The 21,558-nt window shown below is 60.4% G+C and carries 28 protein-coding genes; 5 read left to right on the forward strand and 23 right to left on the reverse strand.

All coding sequences use genetic code 11. The features are described from left to right. Positions 1-54: 54 nt before the first annotated feature. The 18 genes from NKH01_RS02040 to NKH01_RS02125 all read right to left on the reverse strand — a co-directional run bounded on the left by NKH01_RS02040 (position 55) and on the right by NKH01_RS02125 (position 11,707). A complete protein-coding gene (locus NKH01_RS02040) occupies positions 55-462 on the reverse strand; it encodes a GIY-YIG nuclease family protein (protein WP_353018720.1) in 408 nt (135 codons plus the stop codon). Then, positions 389-2,407, reverse strand: a complete 2,019-nt coding sequence (locus NKH01_RS02045; RefSeq protein WP_353018722.1) for a DNA polymerase — start codon at positions 2,405-2,407, stop codon at positions 389-391. The genes NKH01_RS02040 and NKH01_RS02045 overlap by 74 nt, the downstream gene beginning before the upstream one ends. Further along, positions 2,407-2,631, reverse strand: a complete 225-nt coding sequence (locus NKH01_RS02050) for a hypothetical protein (protein WP_353018724.1) — start codon at positions 2,629-2,631, stop codon at positions 2,407-2,409. The genes NKH01_RS02045 and NKH01_RS02050 overlap by 1 nt, the downstream gene beginning before the upstream one ends. 147 nt (positions 2,632-2,778) lie before the next feature. Then, entirely contained in the window at positions 2,779-4,281 is a 1,503-nt protein-coding gene (locus NKH01_RS02055; protein ID WP_353018726.1) for a toprim domain-containing protein, read from the reverse strand. Between the two features lie 237 nt (positions 4,282-4,518). Next, entirely contained in the window at positions 4,519-4,764 is a 246-nt protein-coding gene (locus tag NKH01_RS02060) for a hypothetical protein (protein ID WP_353018728.1), read from the reverse strand. Beyond that, positions 4,764-5,033 carry a hypothetical protein gene (locus tag NKH01_RS02065; protein ID WP_353018729.1) on the reverse strand — a complete coding sequence of 90 codons (270 nt, stop codon included), beginning with the start codon at positions 5,031-5,033 and terminating at the stop codon, positions 4,764-4,766. The genes NKH01_RS02060 and NKH01_RS02065 overlap by 1 nt, the downstream gene beginning before the upstream one ends. Next, positions 5,030-5,227 (reverse strand): hypothetical protein, encoded by a 198-nt coding sequence (locus tag NKH01_RS02070; protein WP_353018731.1) that lies wholly within the window; start codon positions 5,225-5,227, stop codon positions 5,030-5,032. The genes NKH01_RS02065 and NKH01_RS02070 overlap by 4 nt, the downstream gene beginning before the upstream one ends. A 56-nt stretch (positions 5,228-5,283) precedes the next feature. Continuing rightward, positions 5,284-5,553 (reverse strand): hypothetical protein, encoded by a 270-nt coding sequence (locus NKH01_RS02075; protein ID WP_352704335.1) that lies wholly within the window; start codon positions 5,551-5,553, stop codon positions 5,284-5,286. Beyond that, entirely contained in the window at positions 5,553-5,732 is a 180-nt protein-coding gene (locus NKH01_RS02080) for a hypothetical protein (protein ID WP_353018732.1), read from the reverse strand. Before NKH01_RS02080 ends, NKH01_RS02075 begins: the two co-directional genes overlap by 1 nt. Positions 5,733-5,734: 2 nt before the next feature. Then, entirely contained in the window at positions 5,735-5,968 is a 234-nt protein-coding gene (locus tag NKH01_RS02085) for a hypothetical protein (RefSeq protein WP_353018733.1), read from the reverse strand. Continuing rightward, entirely contained in the window at positions 5,965-6,426 is a 462-nt protein-coding gene (locus NKH01_RS02090) for a hypothetical protein (RefSeq protein WP_353018735.1), read from the reverse strand. Before NKH01_RS02090 ends, NKH01_RS02085 begins: the two co-directional genes overlap by 4 nt. A gap of 30 nt (positions 6,427-6,456) precedes the next feature. Continuing rightward, the gene (locus tag NKH01_RS02095) at positions 6,457-7,272 is read right to left on the reverse strand and encodes a hypothetical protein (protein WP_353018737.1); all 816 of its coding nucleotides are present in this window, start codon (positions 7,270-7,272) and stop codon (positions 6,457-6,459) included. Positions 7,273-7,301: 29 nt separating this feature from the next. Further along, the gene (locus tag NKH01_RS02100; protein ID WP_353018739.1) at positions 7,302-7,439 is read right to left on the reverse strand and encodes a hypothetical protein; all 138 of its coding nucleotides are present in this window, start codon (positions 7,437-7,439) and stop codon (positions 7,302-7,304) included. Then, positions 7,436-8,107: a hypothetical protein gene (locus tag NKH01_RS02105; protein ID WP_353018741.1), complete on the reverse strand. Its 672-nt coding sequence runs from the start codon at positions 8,105-8,107 to the stop codon at positions 7,436-7,438. Before NKH01_RS02105 ends, NKH01_RS02100 begins: the two co-directional genes overlap by 4 nt. Continuing rightward, the gene (locus tag NKH01_RS02110) at positions 8,104-8,370 is read right to left on the reverse strand and encodes a hypothetical protein (protein ID WP_352704324.1); all 267 of its coding nucleotides are present in this window, start codon (positions 8,368-8,370) and stop codon (positions 8,104-8,106) included. Before NKH01_RS02110 ends, NKH01_RS02105 begins: the two co-directional genes overlap by 4 nt. Positions 8,371-8,439: 69 nt before the next feature. Beyond that, complete coding sequence (locus NKH01_RS02115) at positions 8,440-8,577, reverse strand: hypothetical protein (protein WP_353018743.1); 138 nt, start codon at positions 8,575-8,577, stop codon at positions 8,440-8,442. 136 nt (positions 8,578-8,713) lie between these two features. Continuing rightward, positions 8,714-11,233, reverse strand: a complete 2,520-nt coding sequence (locus NKH01_RS02120; RefSeq protein ID WP_353018745.1) for a DNA-directed RNA polymerase — start codon at positions 11,231-11,233, stop codon at positions 8,714-8,716. A 153-nt stretch (positions 11,234-11,386) separates the two neighbouring features. Beyond that, positions 11,387-11,707 (reverse strand): hypothetical protein, encoded by a 321-nt coding sequence (locus NKH01_RS02125; RefSeq protein ID WP_353018746.1) that lies wholly within the window; start codon positions 11,705-11,707, stop codon positions 11,387-11,389. A 558-nt stretch (positions 11,708-12,265) separates the two neighbouring features. On the opposite strand from NKH01_RS02125, the gene tig reads away from it, so the two are divergent. From tig to NKH01_RS02150, 5 genes are all read left to right on the forward strand, one after another. Then, positions 12,266-13,741, forward strand: a complete 1,476-nt coding sequence (gene tig, locus NKH01_RS02130; RefSeq protein ID WP_352482299.1) for a trigger factor — start codon at positions 12,266-12,268, stop codon at positions 13,739-13,741. Positions 13,742-13,901: 160 nt separating this feature from the next. Further along, positions 13,902-14,426 (forward strand): hypothetical protein, encoded by a 525-nt coding sequence (locus NKH01_RS02135; RefSeq protein ID WP_352482143.1) that lies wholly within the window; start codon positions 13,902-13,904, stop codon positions 14,424-14,426. Between the two features lie 212 nt (positions 14,427-14,638). After that, positions 14,639-14,992, forward strand: coding sequence for a c-type cytochrome (locus NKH01_RS02140; RefSeq protein ID WP_502896297.1), 354 nt, complete (start codon positions 14,639-14,641; stop codon positions 14,990-14,992). A 147-nt stretch (positions 14,993-15,139) separates the two neighbouring features. Next, on the forward strand, positions 15,140-16,072 hold the full coding sequence (locus tag NKH01_RS02145; RefSeq protein WP_353018749.1) for a heme o synthase: 933 nt from the start codon (positions 15,140-15,142) through the stop codon (positions 16,070-16,072). Positions 16,073-16,390: 318 nt separating this feature from the next. Next, the gene (locus NKH01_RS02150) at positions 16,391-17,203 is read left to right on the forward strand and encodes a DUF2189 domain-containing protein (protein WP_352482145.1); all 813 of its coding nucleotides are present in this window, start codon (positions 16,391-16,393) and stop codon (positions 17,201-17,203) included. A 57-nt stretch (positions 17,204-17,260) separates the two neighbouring features. Here NKH01_RS02150 and NKH01_RS02155 read toward each other — a convergent pair whose 3' ends face one another. The 5 genes from NKH01_RS02155 to ctaD all read right to left on the reverse strand — a co-directional run bounded on the left by NKH01_RS02155 (position 17,261) and on the right by ctaD (position 21,500). Continuing rightward, positions 17,261-17,734 (reverse strand): aminoacyl-tRNA deacylase, encoded by a 474-nt coding sequence (locus NKH01_RS02155; RefSeq protein WP_023720166.1) that lies wholly within the window; start codon positions 17,732-17,734, stop codon positions 17,261-17,263. Between the two features lie 144 nt (positions 17,735-17,878). Further along, positions 17,879-18,283, reverse strand: coding sequence for a cytochrome C oxidase subunit IV family protein (locus tag NKH01_RS02160; protein ID WP_023720165.1), 405 nt, complete (start codon positions 18,281-18,283; stop codon positions 17,879-17,881). A 10-nt stretch (positions 18,284-18,293) separates the two neighbouring features. Continuing rightward, positions 18,294-19,016, reverse strand: a complete 723-nt coding sequence (locus NKH01_RS02165) for a heme-copper oxidase subunit III family protein (protein ID WP_352482147.1) — start codon at positions 19,014-19,016, stop codon at positions 18,294-18,296. A gap of 13 nt (positions 19,017-19,029) precedes the next feature. After that, positions 19,030-19,734, reverse strand: a complete 705-nt coding sequence (locus tag NKH01_RS02170) for a cytochrome c oxidase subunit 3 (protein ID WP_352482148.1) — start codon at positions 19,732-19,734, stop codon at positions 19,030-19,032. Further along, positions 19,731-21,500, reverse strand: a complete 1,770-nt coding sequence (gene ctaD, locus NKH01_RS02175; protein WP_023720163.1) for a cytochrome c oxidase subunit I — start codon at positions 21,498-21,500, stop codon at positions 19,731-19,733. The genes NKH01_RS02170 and ctaD overlap by 4 nt, the downstream gene beginning before the upstream one ends. Between the last annotated feature and the right edge of the window lie 58 nt (positions 21,501-21,558).

Genomic DNA, 21,558 nt, shown 5'->3' on the forward strand with positions numbered 1-21,558 from the left:
GCGAACCACTCCGCCACAGGCTCATCGGTCGGGTCGGGCTTGATCCCGTACTTGTCAGCCAGGAGCTTGCTCATCGCCTTCCGGTCGATCTCCCGCAGTCGTCCTGCGATGGAGCCCCCGTAGCATGCCGGCAGCATCGTCTGGGTGTAGCTCGAACCACTCGGTGCCGGGTATGCGATAGCCAGCCAGCAGCTCGTGAAGAATTGTCTCAGCCTGTTGCCGATCATCAAATGTCCTCGTTTCGTGGAAGGTGTACGCCCTGTTCGGGTCGCTGGTGTTCATCTGGGCAAGGCGGCCCTTGAGGTGCCTAGCCAGTCCAATCTTGCAGCGCCCAGGCCACGCCGGATTAACAACGACGTAGACGTGACCTGGGGTGTTGCGGGATTGTTTAGTGTGTTTCCGCCCAGTTCTGGCCGTACGAAGAGTTGCCGGCGAGATGGCAGCGGAATTTGTAATATTCACCAGCGAGGCGGATTGCTTCTGCAGCAGTCTTCCCCACCAGCTCGGCCTTATCTTCATCGACCTCGATCTGCCATTCATCATGGACATTTGCGACGAACTCGTAGTGGACGCCGGGGACAAGCCCGAGGGCCTGTAGGTTGTTGTCAAGGATCACCAAGGCCCGCTTCATCTGGATCGCGCCGGCAGACTGCAGGAGCGTGTTGAGGCAGGAGTGAGGTGACCGTACGGAGAGGATGCGACCGTCGAGACCCTTGAGCTGCTTGGTGGCGAGGCACTTGGCCTTGACCGCTGAGATCAGCTTGTTGAGCGCCGGCAGCGCCGCGAGGAACTTGGCCCGCGAGAGCTTACCGACCGACATTTGCTTGGACGGAGCAGCACCTAGGATGGCACCCAGGTTGGCGTCACCGGAACCGTAGATGAAGGCATAGAACCAAGTCTTGGCTTGCTCACGCGTACACCCAAGCGCCGCAGCGTTGAGGGTGTGCATGTCTGTGCCGTTGGCCTTGTTGCCTTCGAGGACGGTCTTGATGTACGCGCCGCCATCGTAGGCAGCCATGTAGCCGGCGAGGTCTCGCAGCTCCAATGCATCGGCGTCACAGCCGACCAGCACCTTGCCCTTGGACACGGTGAACAGCTCGCGACATTCCCGACCGTAGGGCATTAGCTCGCCGGTCTTCTTGTCGTGGATGCCTGGGACCTGACCGATGTTCGGCTTGCTGTGGGTCATCCGCCCGGTGACCGCGCCATTGGTGCTGATGCGACCATGGATGCGACCGTTGCGGACGTGACGAAGCCAGCCTTCCTTGCCGTCCGAGAGCTGGCCGATCCGCTTCTGAACCATCAGGTAGCGGGTGAGCAGCTTCGCCTCGGGCCAGGGCAGGGCCTGCAGGGTCTCGTCGTCGACCTTGGGGCTGCCGTCCTTAGTGAACTCCGTGGGCTTCCACCCGTAGAGCAGCTTCAGTCGGTCAGCGATGTCGTCTCTCGAGCCGGGGTTGAACGGCATGAGCTTGACGTCGGTGTAGAGGTCGCCGGCTCCCCACTGGCACTGGACGTAGATCGGCTTCTTCTCGCCGGTCTTCTTGACGATCTTGAAGTCGCCCTTCTTGTCCCGCTCGTAGCCTAGGATGGGGTGCTGCTTCTGGACCATCGTGCGGTCGAAGGTCGAGGAGCGCTGGCCCTTGTTGCGATACCAAGGCTTGAAGACCAGAGCTAACTCACGCTCAAGATCGGCCTTAGCCTGGGCCAGGACGCCGTAGAGGACAGCGGCCTTGGCCTCGTCGAACGCGAAGCCGTACTTCTCCTGCCGGCTGACGATCCTGCGAACGTCATGCTCAAGGTTCCAACTCTCTTCCGAGAAGCCTTTGCCCAGGCAGCGAGCCCAAAATTCCGCGGTGACCTCGACGTCTTGGACGCAGTAGTCCTGCATGTCCCGAGACCAGCGGCCCCAGACGTGCGCGACGAGGGCTTCACCTTCGAGACCGAGGGCCTTGCCTTCAGCCTTCTTGATCGCACCGTAGTCGCCCTTCCACTTGCCGAGGCGTTGGCCCCAGGCTTCGAGCGAGTGCCGGCCGAACATGAAGGGCTCGATCCACTTGAGGCCCTTCCGCTTCTGCATATCGGAACGCCGGAAGTCGGCATCTGTCAGGTCGGCCCAGATGAGGCGCGACAGGATGAGGGTGTCCCGAACGATGCCCTTAGGGATGAACCAAGGGTGCAGCTTCTGGATTGCCGGAACGTCGAACTCTTGGATGTTGTGGCCGACGATGGTGTCGGCTTCCATGAGGAGGTGCAGGCCATACTCGATGCTGAAGTCTGCACCTGCCTGGTCGCTGCATGACCAGATGGTTCCGGTCTCGTACTCTTTGATGACCAACGAGTGGATCGTGGTCATCTCTGGGATCAGTCCGTTCGTCTCGATATCGAAGACGAGGGTCTGAAGACCCATCAGGCAGTCAGAGCCGCGACGGCTGTGCCGAGGGCCTTGTCGAGCTGCTTGTTCTCGTCCTGAAGGACCCTGATCTGGTCCCTGAGGTTGTCGGCGTTCATGGCGCTGGAGGCGAAGTGATCGCGGCTGCGCTCCAGGTCCTTGTAGCGATTGTAGAGCTGGCGCTTCTCTTCCTTCTCAGCGAGCAGGAGGGTCGTCAGGTTCTGGATGGATAGGTTGGACATCGTGGCATACCTCTTGAATTGCGCTCACGATCTCCCTCCACTTGTCGGCGAACAGGTGGACCGTGGCAGTTCTGAACTTGAGGGTGAGTTGGTTCCCCCGGCGCGAGATCGTCACGTCCGAGGGATAGGTGTCGTTGGTGTGGTCGTTCAAAACGGTGCGTCGTCTGCGCCGGCCGTCTCGTCCTTGAAGCCGGTCTTCTCGGCGAAGGGATCGTCCTCCCGCACGAACAGCCGACCGGTCTCTTGGTCGAAGCCCAGGTTGATGGTCTTGCCTGTGGCGCGGCCGGTGTAGCGGTCCTTGAGGATGCGGAAGACGGTGGTGGTGGCGATAATCGGATCTTCGTTCTGCTGGTCTCTTTCGAGGCCGAACATGAAGTAGGACCAGAAGCCGATCGCTCGGGAGCCTCTGAAGTGTCGGACCATGACGCGGCCTCCCTCTTCGTGGGGCTTGCCTTCAGGTGTCGTGAGGTGGGAGACGAAGTGGATGATGATGCCCAGCTCTTTGGCGAGCCCGGCCATTTCCTTCATGATGTTGCCGAGGGTTTCGTTGTCCTCAGCCAGGGCAGTCAGGTGATCGAGGTAGATCAGCTTGAGGCCGAGGGTGACCGCCATGTAGCGGATGTGACCCTTGACGATGTCCCAGTCTGTCTGGCCAAAGTTGTCGTAGAAGAATAGTTTCCCATCCAACTCGCCGGCAGCTCGGGTCAGCTCCTCAACCGTCCAGCCCGCGTCAGGGACATGGAACATTCGGCCAGCCAGCTTGCCAGCAACGCGCTTAGCAGTCTCGACGGGTTTCTGTTCGAGGAAGATGGCACCAACGCTCATGCCCAGATCGTTGATGTCGAAGGCGATCTGCTGCATCAGGAAGTCGGTCTTTCCGATGCCTGTGCCAGCGCCGAAGCCGTAGACGTCACCGTCACGCCGGCCATAGGTGTGCTGGGTAAGCTCCTCAATGCACCAGGGCAGGCCCCAGTCGACAGGCTTCATCAGGTCGCCCATGATGTCGCTGACACCTACGATGCCGTCCGGTCTGTAGACCTTGGCACCCCAGATGGCGTCGATGGTTTCCTTGATGCGGCCCGCCATGAGCATCTCATTGGCGTCCTTGAGGGGCAGTGTGGCGACCTTGAGCTTGCCTGGGGTGAACCCTATCTGGCAGCACTCGGCCGTCGCTTCCTGGCCCACCTCGTCCTGATCGAACATGAGGACGATTTCCTCGAACTGTTCGAGCCAAGCGAGGTTCTTCCTCAAAGCCTTGGCCGCAGCGGGAGCCCCGAGGGGGACCGACACGACAGGCCACTTGTGACCCTGCATCTGGCTGAGCGAGATCGCGTCCAGCTCGCCCTCAACGACGACGACCTTCTTGCCACCGTCGCGCCAGAGCCACATGCCATAGAGGCAGATGTCTTCCTTCGCGCCACGGTAGCGGAAGTCCTTGCCGGCGAACCTGATCTTCTGGCCGACGAGCTGCTGGCTGGCGTTTCGGTAGTTGAACAGACGGACAGGATCGCCGTTGAGCGTCGAGCGGGTGAAGCCCCACTTCTGCGCGCTCTCCAGGCTGATGCCACGGCTCTGCCAATCTGAGGGTTCCCCGAGAGTAACAAAGTCCGTCGTCCGCTGCTCCGATGGAGCCTCGGTCTGTGTTTCCAATTCATGTTCTCCGGGTTCGTAGTGCCGACAGCCAAAGCAGTAAGCGTGGCCGTCCGTGTATCGGGCTAGGTTGTCCTTCGAGCCACACTTTGGGCATGGCTCTTTGCGAAGGAACTCGCTCTCAGTCTCGTGCAACGTTCTGGAACTGCTGGAGCTGGTACTTGATCATCTGGGCAGTCAGCAGTGGCTTGCCCAACTGCCGGCCCAAGACGATGAGGGCGCGGCGCTGGTGTTCTGTCACCCGACCTCCTCGACCTTGATGTTGTTGGCGATCATGGTGAGGCGGGTGCTGGCGAGCAGGGTCTGATGGCCGATGAAGCGCATCATGTTGGCGACCTCGTAGATGTTGAGGACGTTGGGCTCGACGGCGGCGAACTGAGTGATGTTGTCAGCGAGAGACTTGTCCATCATCTCGCGGATCGTGGTCATCAGACCGTCAGTCGCCTCGTCAGCCAGCTCGAAGGTGGACTTCGCTTTGGCCATCAGACGGACACCTTCACGAGGATGTCATGATAGTACCAAGCGGTGCATTCCACGCCGTTGACCTTGGTGGGCCGGCAGTGGAACTCGATGGTCGAGACGGCCATCATCTCGTAGTTCATCGGGTGGTCAGGTGAGTAGCGGTAGCGGTAGTCGAGGTCAGGTTGGATGGCCATGCGAACGACCGGCCCGTCGCGCGGGTTGCGCTTGGTGCTGGGTAGACGTTCGACATACCGCTGGAGATCGCTCAGGGAGATTGAGGCGCGGCTCATCGGGTCACCTTCACGGTCACGGACAGCTCCCGAGCGATCCACTCGATCAGGTCTTCGGAGGTCGTGAAGGCAGCATCGGGCTGTGCGTAGAGGCCCTCTTTACGGGGATCGTTGACGCTTAGGATGTACCCACCATTCTCGGCAGGGGTGACGCGGAAGCCGTCTTCGACGGTCGGCGAGGGCAGTTGGCGCATGCTCAATTCCTTAATGGGAGGGGAGGTTGGGGACCCCCGAAGGAGCCCCCGAGGCGTCAGAGCGAGCTGATGCCGGCAGCGATGATCGAGGCGACCGAGGCCAGCCACGAGACGACCGCGAAGAACGTGGCGACACGGAAGGTGCGGACGGACTGGATGACACCGGCAGCGCCCATCATGTTGACCACGTAGGCAACCGAGAGGGCGATGAGGCCGGCGATGACACCGAAGGCCGAGCCGTTAGCCGCCGACAGGGCAATGGCCACGACGACGACGACGATGCCGACGAGCAGGGTGAAGAACTGGTCGATGGTGCGGCCCGACATTAGAACCAGCCCAAGATTGCGCCGAGGAGCCCAACCGGGATGCCGATGATGCGGACGATGAACATGGTGGTCAGCGGCGCGTCAGCCGTGGCGAGGTGGATGACAGCGATGAGGTTCATGACCCAGCCGACGATGACGGCGAGGGCGCACATGATCTGGAAGAGAAAGACACCCTTCATGATCATGCCACCAACTTGGTGAAGCGCTTGGCGATCTTGGCGGCTTCGTCACGGGCCACGTAGGCTTCGCCCTGGAGCTGTTCCAGAACTTCGATGCGGGCTTCGATCAGAAGGGCCTTGCGGTCCTCGTAGGCGACCACGGCGTTGAGCTGGTCGATGGCCTTGGTGACGCCGGCAATGGCCTTGGCGGTCGAGGGACGCACTGCGCCCAGGATGAGGTTCAGAAGGTTCTTCATTTGGTGGCTTTCGCTTTCTTTGGAGTGGCCGATTTGAGGACGGTTGAATTGGCTTCCGAGCGCCCAGGAGTCGGGGCTTCGTCGATCCAGCATTGGGGGATGGACTTGTCGGCGTATTGGAAGCCGTGGGTGTCGCACCACATGGCGTAGGTGGTGGACGACTGCTTGGAGATGCGGGTGGCAGATCGGGAGAACACGAGCCGGATGTCGAGGCCAGGGTGCTGCTTCTTGATGTGCAGATGCTTCTGCCGGTCGGCCGTAACGAACTGGCCTTTGGTCTCTACGATGATGCCGTTGTCGAGGAGGAAGTCGGGTGTGTATTTCGCCTCCCGAGCGGGCACCTCATAGGTGATCTTGTGGGCCTCGTAGGTGTATGTGATGCCGAGGGAGTTGAGGTCCCCCGACACCTTGTCTTCGAGCCCAGATCGGAAACCCTTGGCGATGGCGGCTTGCCGCACCGAGGGCTTCCAGCGTGGGTTGGCCAAGGCTTAGAAGTCGCTTTCGCCGGCCGACGAACCACCGGTCTCCGTGCCGCCGTCGCTGTCGTCCGAGGTCTCTTCGTTCTCGCTCTCGTCGTACTCGAAGCCGCCTTCTTCCTCGCCGAAGCCGTGGGAAGCGCCGGAGCGGGAGCCGTTGGAGACGAGGTCGATGAGCTGGACGCCTTCAAGCATCAGCTTCAGGCCACCGGCTGCAGTGCCGGGGATGAAGTAGCCGTCGCCGACTGCGAACGAAATCTTGCCTTCGGTGCCACCCCAGATGTTCGGGAACTTGAAGACCGGGTTGCCGGCCTTGTCCTTCACCTGATGGCCATTCTGCATGACCTTGGTGCCTTTGATCTTCTGGCCCTTGGCGTCATAGAGATCGGGGCGCGACGACCAGAGCTTGCCAGCGCGCGGGCCATTCTTGACTTCGCCCGAGGCCTTCTTGGCCATCTTGAAGGCGACGTTGCCGGTGTCTTCCTCGGTTTCCTTGTCGAAGACCGTCTCGAACAGAGCGTTCATCGCAGGGCCGGTGACGCCCTTCTTCTTGAACTTCTCGCGGGTGCCCTTGTCCAGCTCGGCGAATGCCTTCTCGGCGTTGCGGGTGGCAGCCTCGAACAGCTCGTTGAGAGACGGCTTGCCACCGAACTTGGTGTCACAGAACGTCTCGGCGTCAGCCAGGGACATCATGACCTTGGTCGAGTATTCGCCATCCGGCTTCGGGAACTTCTCGTTGCCGTAGTCCGGTTCGCTGAGCTTCGGGTAGACGAAGACGACGCGCGGGGTGGTGAACTTCTGGTATTCAGTACGTGCTTCTTTTGCCATGTGCGGAGGAGGTCCTTTATGGGAGGTAATTAGACGAGATGACGGCGTTCAAGGGACGCGACGTCGAACCCTTGATCGGTGAGCTTGGCCCAGAGATCGACTGGGATGGGGAAGCCGCGCTTCCATGTGAGGATCGCGGCGTTGAGTGCTGGTGTCGGGCGGATCATGCCTCAGCCTTCAGGACCAGATCGAAGGACTTCTCGAAGGAGGAGGTGATCTTGGTGACCTGGGCGTCGATGCCGAGGGTGCCCTTCACGTAGTCGGTGAGGAGCTTGAGGATCGCTTCCGGGGCGACCTTGACCGACTTGATGGGAGCCTGCTTGTTGACCTTCTTGGTGGGTTCGATGTCGTCCATGATGATGAAGTCAGCGCGCCGGCCAGTGATGGGATAGAAGGTGCCGAAGCGAGCCTCGAACGCGTTCTTCTTGGCCTTATTGAACGCTGCCTGATCCAACAGATACTGCTTGGGGACGACGACGAAGTTGTCAGGGTTGAGGGAGCATCGCTGGAGGCCGATCTTGATGTTGTAGGCGTAAGTCCCAGAGTTGTAGCCGGTGATTTCGCCGACCATGCCTGGCTTGATCCACCAGTGGGTCGGAACCTCGGTGACCATGATGCTGTCGCCGACCTGGGGAGCGGCTGGTGCTTGCTTGACCAGCGTGAAGTATTGAACGAGGCTGGAGGCTTGGCCTTTATCGAAACCCTCGACCTCGATCGTGTCATTGACCTGTCGGACAACGGTCCATTCAGAGCCAACGAGCATCTTCTGGCCATCGTAGCCGTGGTTGGGGTAGGTGATGCGGCGAACGACGTCACCCTTGTTGAACTTCTTCATGCGATCTCTCCCTTGAGGTATGCGGTGATGGCGCGGAACTCGGCCCGTTTGCCGTCGTCGCCGTTGATGAGGTTCTTGGTCGCAGCGAAGGCTTCCTGAGCAGGAATGCCGAGATGAGCTGCCAGTTCGAGGAAGACCGCCGCCGCGCCCATGATCTGGATTTCGGGGCGGAAGTCCTGCAGTCGGTCGAGGACCGTGAGGGAGGCCATTGCCACTTCGCGTGGGCCGGCCATGTTGAGAACGTCGCGGTTAAGCCGGGGCATGTGGGCCTCCTGTCATGGCTCGGGTGATGAGGATGAGGACGATGGCGAGCAGCACTGCTGAGGTGATGCTCATGCGCGGCGCTCGCGGTGGATGGCCTTGCGCTGTTCCCTCTTGCCGAAGTAGCCGTCAGCCTTGAGGCTTTCGATCAGGGTCCGGCGAACCTCGTAGCGCTCCGTCTTGGAAGCAGCTGCAAGGTCGATGGTCACAGAGCCAACGCTTATGTCGTGGCCTGCTGCGCCCATCCTTAGGGTTATATTCCTGCTCATAATGTTCCTTTCGGTTTCGTAGGGCTACTGGTCACCCTAACCTCCGTTTGATCAGTCGCTCCGTTAGCGGAGACGATTAGGCGAAGAAGAAGTCGGAGTTCATGATCTGCCAGAGGTTGAGGTCTCCTGTTGGTGGAAGTTCGGGAAGCTCGTCGAGGAGTGACGGGCCGAGGTTCTCGACCAGCTCGTCTCGGAAGTGGGTGAGCGGACTGGTCTCATACATGCGGATGAAGACCTCGCGGAGCTTCGTCGCAAGCTTGGTGGTGTTGCAGGCGTGGGTGCCATAGCTGTCGTGGATCATGGCGAAGGATTTGATGCCATCGCCGGCCAGGGCGTCGACAGTAAGGATCATGGCCGAGGCATCCAGGCTGTGGACGAAGTTGGGGCTGATGGAGGTAGCCTGCTTCGCCCTGTTGATTTCGTCCGTCTCGTCGTGGGTGAGGAGCTGGAGAACCGAGCCGCTGATCTTGGTTTTGATCAAACGGTGCCGGGTGTCCATGTAGCTCTGGTATCCCACGAAGCCAGACGGCGTCGTCCAGTGGACCGGAAGGTTCTTCTTGGCGATGATTCTCGCCACCTTCTGCAGCCACTCCATGGCCTCTTTAGCCGCGATGACGACGTCACCGATGCTCGACCATATGACACTGGACAGAAACCCGATGGCCCGAGAGAGGTCATCCCCGAGGTTGTGTTCCTGGCCGTCTGCAATCCGCTTCTTGATCTCCAGCTCGACGTACTTGACGCACGATCTTGGGGTGCCGCCGTAGGGCAGGACCATAACCGGGCGCTTCGTGGTGCTTCTGTCGATCCCGAAGTGGACCCATTCGTGTGCCCAGCGGCGGCGCTCAGCCTCCGTGGGTCCTCGCTTCTTCTTGTCCTTCGGGTCAGGTGCCTCCTCAATGGGGAGGTCTCCGTCAGCGGAGGCAATAAGACGCAGTTGTGCCATAGCCCGCTCGGCGACCACGCCATAGATGTCCTGCGGCGTTGCGGCGGGGATCAGGTTGACGGCAGCGCCACCGACGCTGTCGAGGAGCATGGCCGAGAAGTGCTGAAGGCCATTGCATGTGCCATCCAGGGCGATGGGTAGCCGGGACTTGAAGGCGTCACCCTCTTGGTCCAGCGCCAGCCATTCAAAGCAGAACGCTAGGAAGGACCACGGCTTGTCTGCCTCAGTCCACCACAGGTTGGCGAAGGGGTCGACCGCCTGTGCCCAGATCAGGAACCTGTTCTCCTCGACCCACTTCACCCGGTCGTTGAAGGCCACCTTGTCGACGCCGAAGACGTTGGCACCGTGGATGGCCAGCCAGCGCTCGCCGTCCTCACCTAGGGGCAAGGCGTCGTCGAACATGATCAGGCCCTTGACGTTGTCTGGCCCTTGCGGGTTCAGCCCGAGCGGCACCGGATAGGCGCGGCCCCGGAAGTCGAGGTTGTGCGGGAAGAACAGAGGGTCGCCCTGGAACTTCTCGGCCAGTTCGATGAGCTGTTCCTGGGCGAGGCGGTCCTGGGCGCGCTGGAGGTTGGCCTTGTAGACGTCCCGCGCCGCCCACTTCCATTCGCGGAGGATGGTTGGGTCGGTGTCGATGCCCTCTGGCCGCTCAGGCATATCGATGTCGCGCCTGGGGATGAGCCCAGCCACGTCTGAGCCGGCCGAGATGAACTGCCTCATCACGTCGAGGATGCGGTCATTGATCGCCCAGCCGGTCTTCTGGATGGCGTTCAGGCCACCGTAGACAGCCCCGAGGTGAGCCCCTTTGAGTTTGTCAAGCTGGCCTGGGCGGGCGCGGCGAACGAGTTGGAGTGGCCGCACGGCGTTGCTGTGGTAGCCGCCGCCTGTCAGGCTGTCCCAATCCTTCGGCGGGATGACGGTGGGCATGTAGTAGGGCTGCAGTAGCTCGCCCTTCATGATCGAGTTGCCGATCCACTCGCTGACCTTGGGCGTCAGGGCGACCAGATACTGATCCTTGCTTGGACCCGAGAACGAGATTTGGGTCAGCTCGATGCTCGCGAGGCCGGTATGCTCGCAGAAGACCTCGACCAGCTTGGAGCCTAGCAGGACCATTTCCTGCTTCGACCACCGGTCCCAAGGGATGTCGTACTTGCCCATCGAATAGGTTAGGACGGTAGCCTTGTGCTGCTCGGTCGCGCCGTCATCGGACAGGCCCTTGCTGATCTTGGCGAACAGCTTGGGGTTCATCTTCTCGAACTGGCTGAAGCGGGCCTCGCACTCGATATGCTTGGAGACCAGCCGAGAAATCCCGACGAGCGGTGCCTGGGTGCGGTGCATGAGCCGGCTGAGGATGGCCTTAGCGGCGAGGTAGGCAACCACCGGGGGGTCCATGTCCTTAATCAGGCGGGCAGCGACAGCCTTGGGGCCAGGGCGACCGGAGTAGACATCCGCTACGAACGCCGCGATTGCCTTGGACATGGGGCCGACCACCTGTTGGATAAGGTGGCCACCCGTCCTGATGTCAGAGCCCCGTTCGGCTTCGACTTCCTTGTTGGTGTATGAGTGATAGCGGGCTGTTCCGAGGCCTGTCATCTCGATTTCGAGTTCGACCTGTCTTTGGAAATGGCTCGTCGAGCAGTGCGCGTTCAATCGCTTCTCCTAATATGGCTGCGGCCAACGTTCGGGCAGCCCGCTCGGCGGCGGGTGCATCCATCATGAGTTGGTAGAGGATCAGCTTCACGTCCCGGTAGGGTAGGCCGCTGATCTTTGCGAGGACGTGGACGCCTTTCCGGTTCTCAGCCATCAGGCAGCCACCGTAGGGAACACCACGCCGCGCAGGACGCGGGAGACGTGAGCTTGGTCGATCCTGAAGATGGCGCTCATGTCGCGCTGGCGGGCCTCAGGGTTGTCCTGCTTGTAGGACCTAATCATCGTGGCCAGCTCCTGCGTTAGCCTCACGTTGTTGGTCTCGCTGCGTGGTGCCCGAGGCAGCATTGGGTTCGGCGTCAGGAAGTCAGCCAGGATGCCACGCAGGCGCTGGGACCATGCTGGGTGAAGGCCATACTCCCTCATGTCACGGGCCAGGACGTCGATTGCCTCACGGGCGTGTTTGATTTTGCTCACGGTTTGTTCTCCTGTCAGGTCACGATGCCACGACTTCCGTGCCACAAGAGCGCTATGTCACACGATCTACTCCGCAAACGGAGACGACCGGCTCAGGGCTCGAAAGCAGGGCTGAACGGCATGAATTACAAGGGTTTTTGGGGGTAGCTCCGGTAGCGGATTTGCTTAGGGGTGGAACCTAAATCCAGGGCGTCTACCAATTCCGCCACATCCGCATTGCCCGGCCAATCCCATGTAGCCATCATTCTGTCAATGTCAGAGCCCACATCGGCATCATTGGCCGGAATGCAAAGATGGTTGAAAATCAGCGTCGCCTGTGACAAAAGGCGTGTCGAATGTGACGGGACGCGACGATCCGCTTCTGCAGAATGTGATAAGAAGTAGGAAAAACAAAGACTTATTCACATTTTGGAGCGTATTTCTGGAGGATTTGTGCCGCGTTGGGCGGACAAATCGCCAAGTCCCGCACCAAAAGCCATTCCCGGCAAGATCATACCGGCAGGCTGTGAACGGCAGGGGCCGTTTGACGGCCTCATTGGTGGAAACAAAGGTTTTATGATGCAGGTCACCGAAACGCTCAACTCCGGTCTCAAGCGCGAGATCAAGATCACCGTGCCGGCCGGTGACATGGAAGCCAAGCTGATGGCGCGGCTCTCCGATGCCAGGAACAAGGTCCGCATCAACGGCTTCCGCCCCGGCAAGGTGCCGGTGCAGCATCTGCGCAAAGTCTATGGTAAATCGTTCATGGCCGAAGTGGTCAACGAGATCCTCAACGATTCGACCCGTTCGATCATCACCGGGCGCGGCGAAAAGGCTGCCATGCAGCCAGAAGTGATCATGACCGAGGACGAGAAGGAAGCCGAGAAGATCCTGGCTGGTGGCGCAGATTTCGAGTTCCGCCTGAACTATGAGGTCATTCCGCCGATCGAGATCAAGGATTTCTCCGACATCAAGGTGACGCGTCAGGTATTCGAAGTGCCTGATGAGGAGATCGATGAACAGGTCAAGCGTGTCGCCGAGTCGGCGCGCACTTATGAGCCGAAGACCGGCAAGGCCGCCGAGGGCGACCGCGTGACCCTCGATTATGTCGGCAAGATCGACGGCGAAGCCTTCGGCGGCGGCGCCGGCACCGATCAGCCGCTGGTGCTCGGCTCGAAGGAATTCATCCCTGGCTTCGAGGACCAGCTGGTCGGCAGCAAGGCCGGCGACGAGAAGCAGGTCACGGTTACCTTCCCGGAAAACTACCAGGCGGCGCATCTGGCCGGCAAGGAAGCCACTTTCGACGTGACCGTCAAGGAAGTGTCGAAGCCCGGCGAACTTGAGATCAACGACGAGATGGCCAAAAACCTCGGCCTGGAGTCGCTGGAGCGCCTGCGCGAGGTGGTGCGCGGTCAGATCGAAAATCAGTTCGGCTCGATGACGCGCCAGAAGGTCAAGCGCCAGTTGCTCGACCAGCTCGACGCCGCCTACTCGTTCGAGGCGCCGTCCAAGCTCGTCGAGGCCGAGTTCAACAACATCTGGAACCAGGTCAACCGCGATCTCGAAGCCGCCGGGCGCACCTTTGCCGACGAAGAGACGACGGAAGAGGAAGCGCGTGCCGAATATATGCGGCTTGCCGAGCGCCGCGTGCGTCTCGGCCTGGTTCTCGCCGAAATCGGCGAGAAGGCGGGCGTCACGGTGACGGACGAGGAATTGCAGCGCGGCCTGTTCGAGCAGGTGCGTCGCTATCCGGCCAACCAGCAGCAGGAGGCCTTCGAATTCTATCGCAACAATCCCGAAGCGCTGAATACGTTGCGCGCGCCGATGTTCGAAGAGAAGGTGGTCGACCATCTGCTTGGCCAGATCTCGGTCACCGACGTCAAGGTCAGCAAGGAAGAGCTGCTGGCCGACGACGAGGATACGGAGACGACCAAGGCCAAGCCGGCGAAGAAGGCGGCTGCGAAAAAAGCCGACACCAAGAAGGCCGACGACGACGCTGAAGAGCCCAAGAAGAAGGCTGCGCCGAAGAAAAAGGCCGCCAAGGACGCTGAATAACGTCCCTGCTGAATTCCAAAAGGCCGCCTTCTCGAGGCGGCCTTTTTCGTTGTGGCGCAGGCGCAACGGATTTCACGCATCTGGCGGTCGAGGTGGCGATACGAAGCTTTGATGATTATCTGCGCTGGGTTGCGGATCGCAGCGGTTGTTGGAGGCATCGTTGAGACAGTTCTTCGGTATCGGAAGCGTGGTCGCGGCGGCGTTCCTGCTTGCGTCGGTCTACGGCATCGCCCAGGCTGACACGGTTCTCGACAACTGGCGGTTCGACAAGACCAGCGACGGTCTTGTCACCGCCTCGCTTTACGCTACCAACAAGCTCATCACCGGCGGCGGCGCATTGAGCTACAGCCCGGTATTGACGATTGCCTGCCGGACCGCCGGCGAACCGCGTTGGAGCGAATGGCTGCAGCTGAGCGATACTGTTTCCGCCAGCCGAACCATCGCCATGTCGGTGACTGTCGACCAATCCGGCAAGCTCAACGAAAGCTGGTCGGTCGGCCCGCGCAGCAGGATGCTGGTGCGCGACGGTGCCGACGGCATCAGGCGACTGATTTCCGCGGACCGGCTGCTGCTGTCCTGGCGGTTCGGGCTGCTGTCGGGGCGCGGCAAAGCCGAGTTTGACCTCGCCGGAGTTGAAGAGGCGGTCGGCCGGATCGCCACCACCTGCAACACCAAATTGCCTTGAGCAGATTGTCCGCATGAAACCTTTGCATGGCCGAACTCTACCTGCCGGCCGGGTTCCGTGGTATGTAGGTGCCGCAACTCCAGGCAGTGGATATCCGTTCTGCCATTCAAGAGCGCATGCCAGCGGACTAGATGTCGGCCTGTGCAGGTCAGCCAGGGCAAATTGGCGATCAGGGAGGAAATGCCATGCGTGCCATTGTGTTTTTTATCATCATGTCGGTCGCGACCGTCATCGCCGGCCCCTCGTGGGCTCAGGATGCCGCGGCGGGTGAGAAGGTCTTCGCCAAATGCAAGGTCTGCCACGTCGCGGACAAGGATCAGAACAAGGTCGGTCCGTCCTTGAACGGCGTCATCGGCCGAACGGCCGGCACGCATCCGGGGTTCAGCTATTCCAAGGCGATGACCGAGGCCGGCAAGTCCGGCGTCAAATGGGATGAGGCCACGCTGACGAGCTACCTTCGCGATCCCAAGGCGATGGTCAAAGGAACGAAGATGGCGTTTCCCGGCCTCAAGAAAGACGAGGACATCGTCAATGTCATTGCCTATCTGAAGCAATTCTCCAAATAACGCGGCTCTTCCGCCGGATCTTGGTATCGCAAACAGGTCGAGGCATGGCCTCGACCGCAATCCACCGGCAGTGTCGGCGGGGAGGGCGGCTCGTTGCAAAAAAGACATTGGCCGGCTAGGCTGCCGTTCCCATCGGTGGTCGTCTGAATGTCGACTGAAGAAAGCCGTCTCAAGGATACCGGCATCCGCCTCTCGGAGGCGACGGCCGGGGATTTCTTTGCGCTGTTGAAGCCACGGGTCATGGCGCTCGCCGTTTTTACCGCCTTCGTCGGCTTGATGATGGCGCCCGGCGTGATGAATCCAGTTATCGCCGTAATCGCCATCGGCGCAATTGCGGTTGGAGCAGGGGCGGCCGGCGCGCTCAATATGTGGTACGACGCAGACATAGACGCCTTGATGTCTCGCACGTCCAAGCGACCAATTCCGTCAGGCCGCGTCACGCCTGGCGAAGCTCTCGGCTTCGGCTTGGTGCTTTCCGCACTGTCGGTCATGACGCTCGGCGTGCTGGTGGGATGGCTTGCCGCATCGCTGTTGGCGTTCACCATCTTTTTCTATGTCGTTATCTACACGATGTGGCTGAAACGCTCGACGCCACAGAATATCGTCATAGGCGGCGCGGCAGGCGCCCTTCCTCCGGTGATCGGGTGGGCGGCTGCAACCGGCGCAATCGGCATCGAAAGTGTCATTCTGTTTCTGATCATTTTCCTCTGGACGCCGCCTCATTTCTGGGCGCTGGCCCTTTTCAAGGTCGGCGACTATGCCGCGGCGGGCATCCCGATGATGCCGAATGTGGCCGGCCAGCACTCGACCAGAAAACAAATCTTCGCCTATTCGCTGGTCTTGGCGCCAATCGGCGTGCTTCCTTGGGCCTTCGGCTTCGCCAGCGGATACTACGGCACTGCTTCAGCAGCGTTGGGCGCAGGGTTCATTTGGCACGCCTGGAAGGTCCTCGTCGCCGACAACGAGATGAAGCCGGCAAAGGCGTTGTTTGCGTATTCGATTGTCTATCTTTTCGCGATCTTCGCGGCGCTGCTTGCCGACACCATTGTAATGCGAGTGGTCGCGTCAGCCGGCTATTGAGCCCGGCTAAAAACATCACGTTGGCAGAGCACAAAATCCCAGCAACAGCAGAATAACGATGCCAAGGCCGAGTATGAGAACTGTCCTTCCATCCATGACCTTCACCTTCGTCTAGAAGAGCATATCGAAGAAAGGTGTCCAGAGCTAGTCGGGCTACCCGGGACCTCTTACCCCCCGGGGGCCTTCGTACAAAGCGCGACAAGTCCCCCGCATGAGAGTATATTGATCATGGTGCAGGTCGCGGTTTGCGTGGCCAATCACGCAGAACGGCAGCACCGTAAAACGCGACCTTACCGGACCCGGTCTGGAGGAATGGTCATGGCAAGTTTTCACGTGATAGCAGGCGCCAACGAGACGCTGGAACACACCAGAATTCGAAAAATCGGTGTCTCCGATCTTTTTGATGCGCTCAGGCGTGGCGTCGATGATTTCATGGTCAAGCCGTCGCACATCGTTTTTCTCTGCCTGATCTACCCGCTTGCGGGGGTCGTGCTTGCCGTCTGGACATCAGGCAACAACACGCTGCCATTGTTGTTTCCGCTTGTGTCCGGCTTTGCGCTAATTGGTCCGTTCGCGGCGATCGGCCTCTATGAGATCAGCCGGCGACGGGAAGCCGGGCTCGATGCCTCGTGGAGGCACGCCTTTGAGGTCAGAAGTTCTCCGGCGCTGCCGGCTATTGCGGCGGTCGGCATCATGCTGCTTGCGATATTCATCGCCTGGCTTTTGACGGCCCAGATATTTTACCAGACCGTGTTCGGCCCGGCGCCGCCGCAATCGCTGTCCAGCTTCATCAGTGATATATTCGCCACGGGACGCGGCTGGACACTCATCATCCTGGGTCACGCCATCGGCTTTGTGTTCGCCGCGGTTGTGTTGTGCACCACGGTCGTCGCATTCCCGTTGTTGCTCGACCGCGATGTCGGCGCCTACGAAGCCATCCACACCTCGGTGCGCGTTGTCCTGGCCAACCCGATCGTGATGGCAGTGTGGGGCCTTATTGTCGCCGTCGCCTTGATCATCGGCTCGCTGCCAGTGTTCGCCGGGTTGGCGGTCGTGCTGCCGATCCTTGGTCATGCCACCTGGCATGTCTATCGGAAAGTTGTCGAATCGCCGCCGGCTACCAGACCGTGAGCTGAAAAACCTGTCCTCCGCACCGAGCGCCGGTGCGGGGAGGGTGGGGCAGAGCTTTCAATAGGCCGGGTGGCTGAAACGGGCCTGGCGCGCGTCTTTTGTCAGGTCGCGGAAATCCTTGCCGCTCACATGCACCAGCGTCCTATGGTCACCGCCCTCGAAATAGATTTCGGGAGCGTCGCCGAGGCTTTCATCGAGGACCACCGGCACATCATAGGCAGCGCCGATCGGCGGCACAGCGCCGACATCGCAATCGCCGAACAACGAGACCACCTCGTCTTCGGAGGCAAGTCCAAGAGGCTTGTCCATAACATCCTGCAATGTCGCGAGTTCTATCCTGTGCGTGCTTGGAACCACGGCCAGCGCGTAGCCACGGTCGTGGTGAACGACCACCGATTTGGCCATTATGCTGCCAGGCACATGTGCCGCAATGGCGGATTGTCTGCTTGTCGCCGTGCGGTGATGCTCGACGGTGTCGTAGGAAATGCCTTTCTTATCGATGAAGTCCTTCAGTCTGTTTGCGATGGTCATCTTGGGCGCCCCTTGCTGGTGTTCGCGACGCATGTGGAAACGCCGGCATCGCCTGTCGTTTCCGATACCAACAGAAATGGTCCAGCCGTAGATTGTTTCAAGGCGAAGGCTCCAGAACAGGACGGCCTGGATCCGGATTGCATGTCAGGGCCCGGCCCCGAAAAACGCCATTCGGGTGAGAAGGGTGTAGTCCGCTTCGAAGACCATCAGCGTCACGAATACCAGCACCAGCACCGGCGGCAGGATGATTGCATATGTCAGCGCCAGCCGTTCCCAGGCCATGTGCATGAAGATGGCGACGATCAGCCCTGCCTTGAGGATCATGAAGATCAGGATCAGCGACCATCTGAGATAGCCGTGGAGCCCGAAATAGTCGACCAGATAGGAGCAGGTGCTGAGGATGAACAGCCACGCCCAGACCACCAGGTAGAGCTTGATCGGGTGCTCCTGATGAACCTCCGTAGGGGTAACGCTGGTCGCCGTCGCATCATGCGTACGGGCGCTGTCGAGCGTGTGTTGTCCAAGGCCATTTGCGGTTGCTTCAGCCATGTCCTGCCTCTCACCAAAGATAGAAAAATGCGAAAATGAACACCCAGACCAGGTCGACGAAATGCCAGTAGAGCCCCATGATTTCGACGTTTTCGTAGCGGCCCCTCCGGCTGGTGAAGAAGCCGGGCCGTCCGACGTCGTAGTCCCCGCGCCAGACCTTTCGCGCCACGATGATCAGGAAAATCACCCCGATCGACACATGTGTGCCGTGGAAGCCGGTGATCATGAAAAAGGATGCGCCGAACTGTGCAGCGCCCCACGGATTGCCCCAAGGCCGCACGCCCTCGGTGATCAGCTTGGTCCATTCGAAGGCTTGCATGCCGACGAAGGTCGCGCCGAGTGCCGCGGTCAAAAGCATCAGGACTGCCGTCTTGCGGCGGTCGCGGCGGTAGCCGAAATTCACCGCCATGGCCATCGTTCCGCTGCTCGAGATCAGGACGAAGGTCATGATGGCGATAAGGATCAATGGAATGTCGGAGCCGCCGATGCGCAGGGCAAAGACCTCGCTCGGATTGGGCCACGGCACGCGTGTGGAGATACGGTCGGTCATGTAGGAGAGCAGGAAGCAGCCGAAGATGAACGTGTCGCTGAGCAGGAAGATCCACATCATGGCCTTGCCCCAAGACACGTTTTTGAACGCCCGCTGATCCGAGGACCAGTCGGCGGCGATGCCTTGCCAGCCTGCGGGCCGCGGCCCCGTTCGGCCGATGTGGGTCAGTGTCGTCTCAGCCATCCGCCCGTTTCTCCTAGGTCAGCAACCCTCGGCAAATGTCGATTAAAGTCGAAGCCCAGCCGGCCAGAAGAGCGAAGATGGCGAGCCAGACGAAAAGCAGGAAATGCCAGTACATGGCGCACAGCTCGACGCTCAGGCGAAGCCGCTGCGGCCGCGCACCGTTCCAGGCACCGACGGTCGTTCTGCCCAGGCCGACCAGCCCTCCCAGTATATGCAGCCCATGCATTCCCGTTAGCAGGTAGAAGAAGCTGTTGGCCGGATTGGACGCCAGAAAATAGCCATCCGCGCTCAGTTCCCGCCATGCCATAAGCTGTCCAACCAGGAAGGCGAGCGCCGTGAGTCCAGCGGTGGCGAGGCCGAGCCTGACCATGTCCACTTGACCCTTGCGCGCCGCGAGCGAAGCGCACTGCATGGCAATGCTGCTCAAGACCAGTACGCCGGTATTAAGCCAGAGCAGAGGCGGGATGGGCAGCGGCTGCCAATCCGACAGCGCCATGCGCATGAAGTAAGCACTGGTGAACAGCGCGAACAGGCAGCCGACGACGGCAAGGAAGACGCCGAGACCGATCTTTGCGGTCGGCAGCGCCGATCGGTCCAGGGCGACAAAATCCCCGACCAAACCTTGCTCGAGCCACGGCCTCGTCATTAGCCGCTGATGCGAGAGCCACCACCCAGCAATGCCGGCGATCACGAGCAGGAAAACCAGAATGACGCTCATGCCGGCTCCCTGGAAGGTCCGAAGGAGCCCGGAACGTTTTGCGGTATGAAGTCCTCCTTGGCGCCCGGTACGCTGTAGTCATAGGCCCAGCGATAGACGATCGGCAGATCCTTGCCGAAATTGCCATGGCCCGGCGGTGTTTCGGCCGTCTGCCACTCGAGCGTCGTTGCCCGCCACGGATTGCCACCAGCCTCACGGCCATGGCGGATGCTCCAGATGAGATTGAACAGAAACACGATCTGGGCAAAACCGACGATAAAAGCCATGATGCTGATAAACGAGTTGAGGTGGTGGGCCGATTCCGTCATCACCGTCATATCGGTCAATTCGTTGTAGCGCCGCGGCACGCCCATCAAGCCGAGATAGTGCATGGGAAAGAAGATCAGATAGGCGCCAAGGAAGGTGACCCAGAAATGGAACCGGCCCAGCGTCTCGTTCAGCATCCGACCGGTGACCTTCGGATACCAGTGATAGATCGCGCCGAAGATTACGATGATCGGGGCGACCCCCATGACCATATGGAAATGGGCGACGACGAACATCGTGTCCGACAGCGGAACGTCGACGACGACATTGCCGAGGAATAGCCCAGTCAACCCGCCATTGACGAAGGTGACGATGAAGGCCAGGGCAAAAAGCATCGGTATGGTGAGGTGGATGTCGCCACGCCACAGCGTCAGCACCCAGTTGTAGACCTTGATGGCTGTCGGAACCGCGATGATCAATGTCGTGGTGGCGAAGAAAAAGCCGAAATAGGGATGCATGCCGCTGACATACATGTGGTGCGCCCAGACCACGAAGCTCAGTGCGCCAATGCCGACGATGGCCCAGACCATCATGCGGTAGCCGAAGATGTTCTTGCGCGCATGGGTGCTGATCAGGTCGGAGACGATGCCGAAGGCCGGAAGCGCCACGATGTAGACCTCGGGGTGGCCGAAGAACCAGAACAGATGCTGGAACAGGATCGGGCTGCCGCCGCCATGCTGCAATTGTTCGCCCATCTCGACGATCGCCGGCATGAAGAAGCTGGTGCCGAGCGCCCGGTCGAGCAGCATCATCACGCAGGCGACGAACAGTGCCGGGAAGGCGAGCAGCGCCATGACGGTGGCGGTGAAAATACCCCAGACGGTGAGCGGAAGGCGCATCAGTGTCATGCCGCGCGTGCGGCCCTGTAGCACCGTCACGACATAGTTCAGGCCGCCCATGGTGAAGCCGATGATGAACAGGATCAGCGAGACGAGCATCAGGATGATGCCCCAGTCTTGGCCGCCTGGCGTACCGGTCATGATCGCCTGCGGCGGATAGAGCGTCCAGCCGGCACCTGTCGGTCCGCCGGGGGCAAAGAAGCTCGACACGAGGACCAGCACGGCCAGGAGATAGATCCAGTAGCTCAGCATGTTGACATAGGGAAAGACCATGTCGCGAGCGCCAACCATCAGCGGGATCAGATAGTTGCCGAAGCCGCCCAGGAAGAGTGCGGTGAGCAGGTAGATCACCATGATCATGCCGTGCATGGTGATGAACTGGTAGTAGGCTTCCGGTGTGATGAAGTCGAACGTGCCGGGGAAGCCGAGCTGCAGCCGCATCAGCCAGGACAACACCAGCGCCACCATGCCGATCGCCGTCGCCGTCGCCGAATACTGGATGGCGATGACCTTGGCATCCTGCGAGAAAACGTATTTCGTCCACCAGCTGTGCGGATGGTAAAGTTCCATTTCCGCGACTTCGGCCGGCGGTACCGCATCTGCAGGTGTGATATCGACCATAGGAACACCTCCGTGCCCTTTTCGGCCATGCCCGACAGTTCGGGCCTGCCGCAATCTT

The sequence above is a fragment of the Mesorhizobium sp. M1403 genome (genome assembly GCF_040317695.1).
Classification (GTDB): domain Bacteria; phylum Pseudomonadota; class Alphaproteobacteria; order Rhizobiales; family Rhizobiaceae; genus Mesorhizobium.

Excerpts from the sequence above, each read along its gene's own strand:
- NKH01_RS02170 (WP_352482148.1), bottom strand. The coding sequence starts at position 19,734 with ATGAGCGTCATTCTGGTTTTCCTGCTCGTGATCGCCGGCATTGCTGGG.
- NKH01_RS02045 (WP_353018722.1), bottom strand. The coding sequence starts at position 2,407 with ATGGGTCTTCAGACCCTCGTCTTCGATATCGAGACGAACGGACTGATC.
- NKH01_RS02110 (WP_352704324.1), bottom strand. The coding sequence starts at position 8,370 with ATGCCCCGGCTTAACCGCGACGTTCTCAACATGGCCGGCCCACGCGAA.
- NKH01_RS02155 (WP_023720166.1), bottom strand. The coding sequence starts at position 17,734 with ATGACCATCGCAAACAGACTGAAGGACTTCATCGATAAGAAAGGCATT.
- NKH01_RS02070 (WP_353018731.1), bottom strand. The coding sequence starts at position 5,227 with ATGCGCCAACTGCCCTCGCCGACCGTCGAAGACGGCTTCCGCGTCACC.
- NKH01_RS02160 (WP_023720165.1), bottom strand. The coding sequence starts at position 18,283 with ATGGCTGAAGCAACCGCAAATGGCCTTGGACAACACACGCTCGACAGC.
- NKH01_RS02095 (WP_353018737.1), bottom strand. The coding sequence starts at position 7,272 with ATGGCAAAAGAAGCACGTACTGAATACCAGAAGTTCACCACCCCGCGC.
- NKH01_RS02065 (WP_353018729.1), bottom strand. The coding sequence starts at position 5,033 with ATGAGCCGCGCCTCAATCTCCCTGAGCGATCTCCAGCGGTATGTCGAA.
- NKH01_RS02100 (WP_353018739.1), bottom strand. The coding sequence starts at position 7,439 with ATGATCCGCCCGACACCAGCACTCAACGCCGCGATCCTCACATGGAAG.
- NKH01_RS02080 (WP_353018732.1), bottom strand. The coding sequence starts at position 5,732 with ATGAAGGGTGTCTTTCTCTTCCAGATCATGTGCGCCCTCGCCGTCATC.
- NKH01_RS02060 (WP_353018728.1), bottom strand. The coding sequence starts at position 4,764 with ATGGCCAAAGCGAAGTCCACCTTCGAGCTGGCTGACGAGGCGACTGAC.
- NKH01_RS02050 (WP_353018724.1), bottom strand. The coding sequence starts at position 2,631 with ATGTCCAACCTATCCATCCAGAACCTGACGACCCTCCTGCTCGCTGAG.
- NKH01_RS02145 (WP_353018749.1), top strand. The coding sequence starts at position 15,140 with ATGTCGACTGAAGAAAGCCGTCTCAAGGATACCGGCATCCGCCTCTCG.
- NKH01_RS02085 (WP_353018733.1), bottom strand. The coding sequence starts at position 5,968 with ATGAAGAACCTTCTGAACCTCATCCTGGGCGCAGTGCGTCCCTCGACC.
- NKH01_RS02165 (WP_352482147.1), bottom strand. The coding sequence starts at position 19,016 with ATGGCTGAGACGACACTGACCCACATCGGCCGAACGGGGCCGCGGCCC.
- tig (WP_352482299.1), top strand. The coding sequence starts at position 12,266 with ATGCAGGTCACCGAAACGCTCAACTCCGGTCTCAAGCGCGAGATCAAG.
- NKH01_RS02075 (WP_352704335.1), bottom strand. The coding sequence starts at position 5,553 with ATGTCGGGCCGCACCATCGACCAGTTCTTCACCCTGCTCGTCGGCATC.
- ctaD (WP_023720163.1), bottom strand. The coding sequence starts at position 21,500 with ATGGTCGATATCACACCTGCAGATGCGGTACCGCCGGCCGAAGTCGCG.
- NKH01_RS02150 (WP_352482145.1), top strand. The coding sequence starts at position 16,391 with ATGGCAAGTTTTCACGTGATAGCAGGCGCCAACGAGACGCTGGAACAC.
- NKH01_RS02105 (WP_353018741.1), bottom strand. The coding sequence starts at position 8,107 with ATGAAGAAGTTCAACAAGGGTGACGTCGTTCGCCGCATCACCTACCCC.
- NKH01_RS02140 (WP_502896297.1), top strand. The coding sequence starts at position 14,639 with ATGTCGGTCGCGACCGTCATCGCCGGCCCCTCGTGGGCTCAGGATGCC.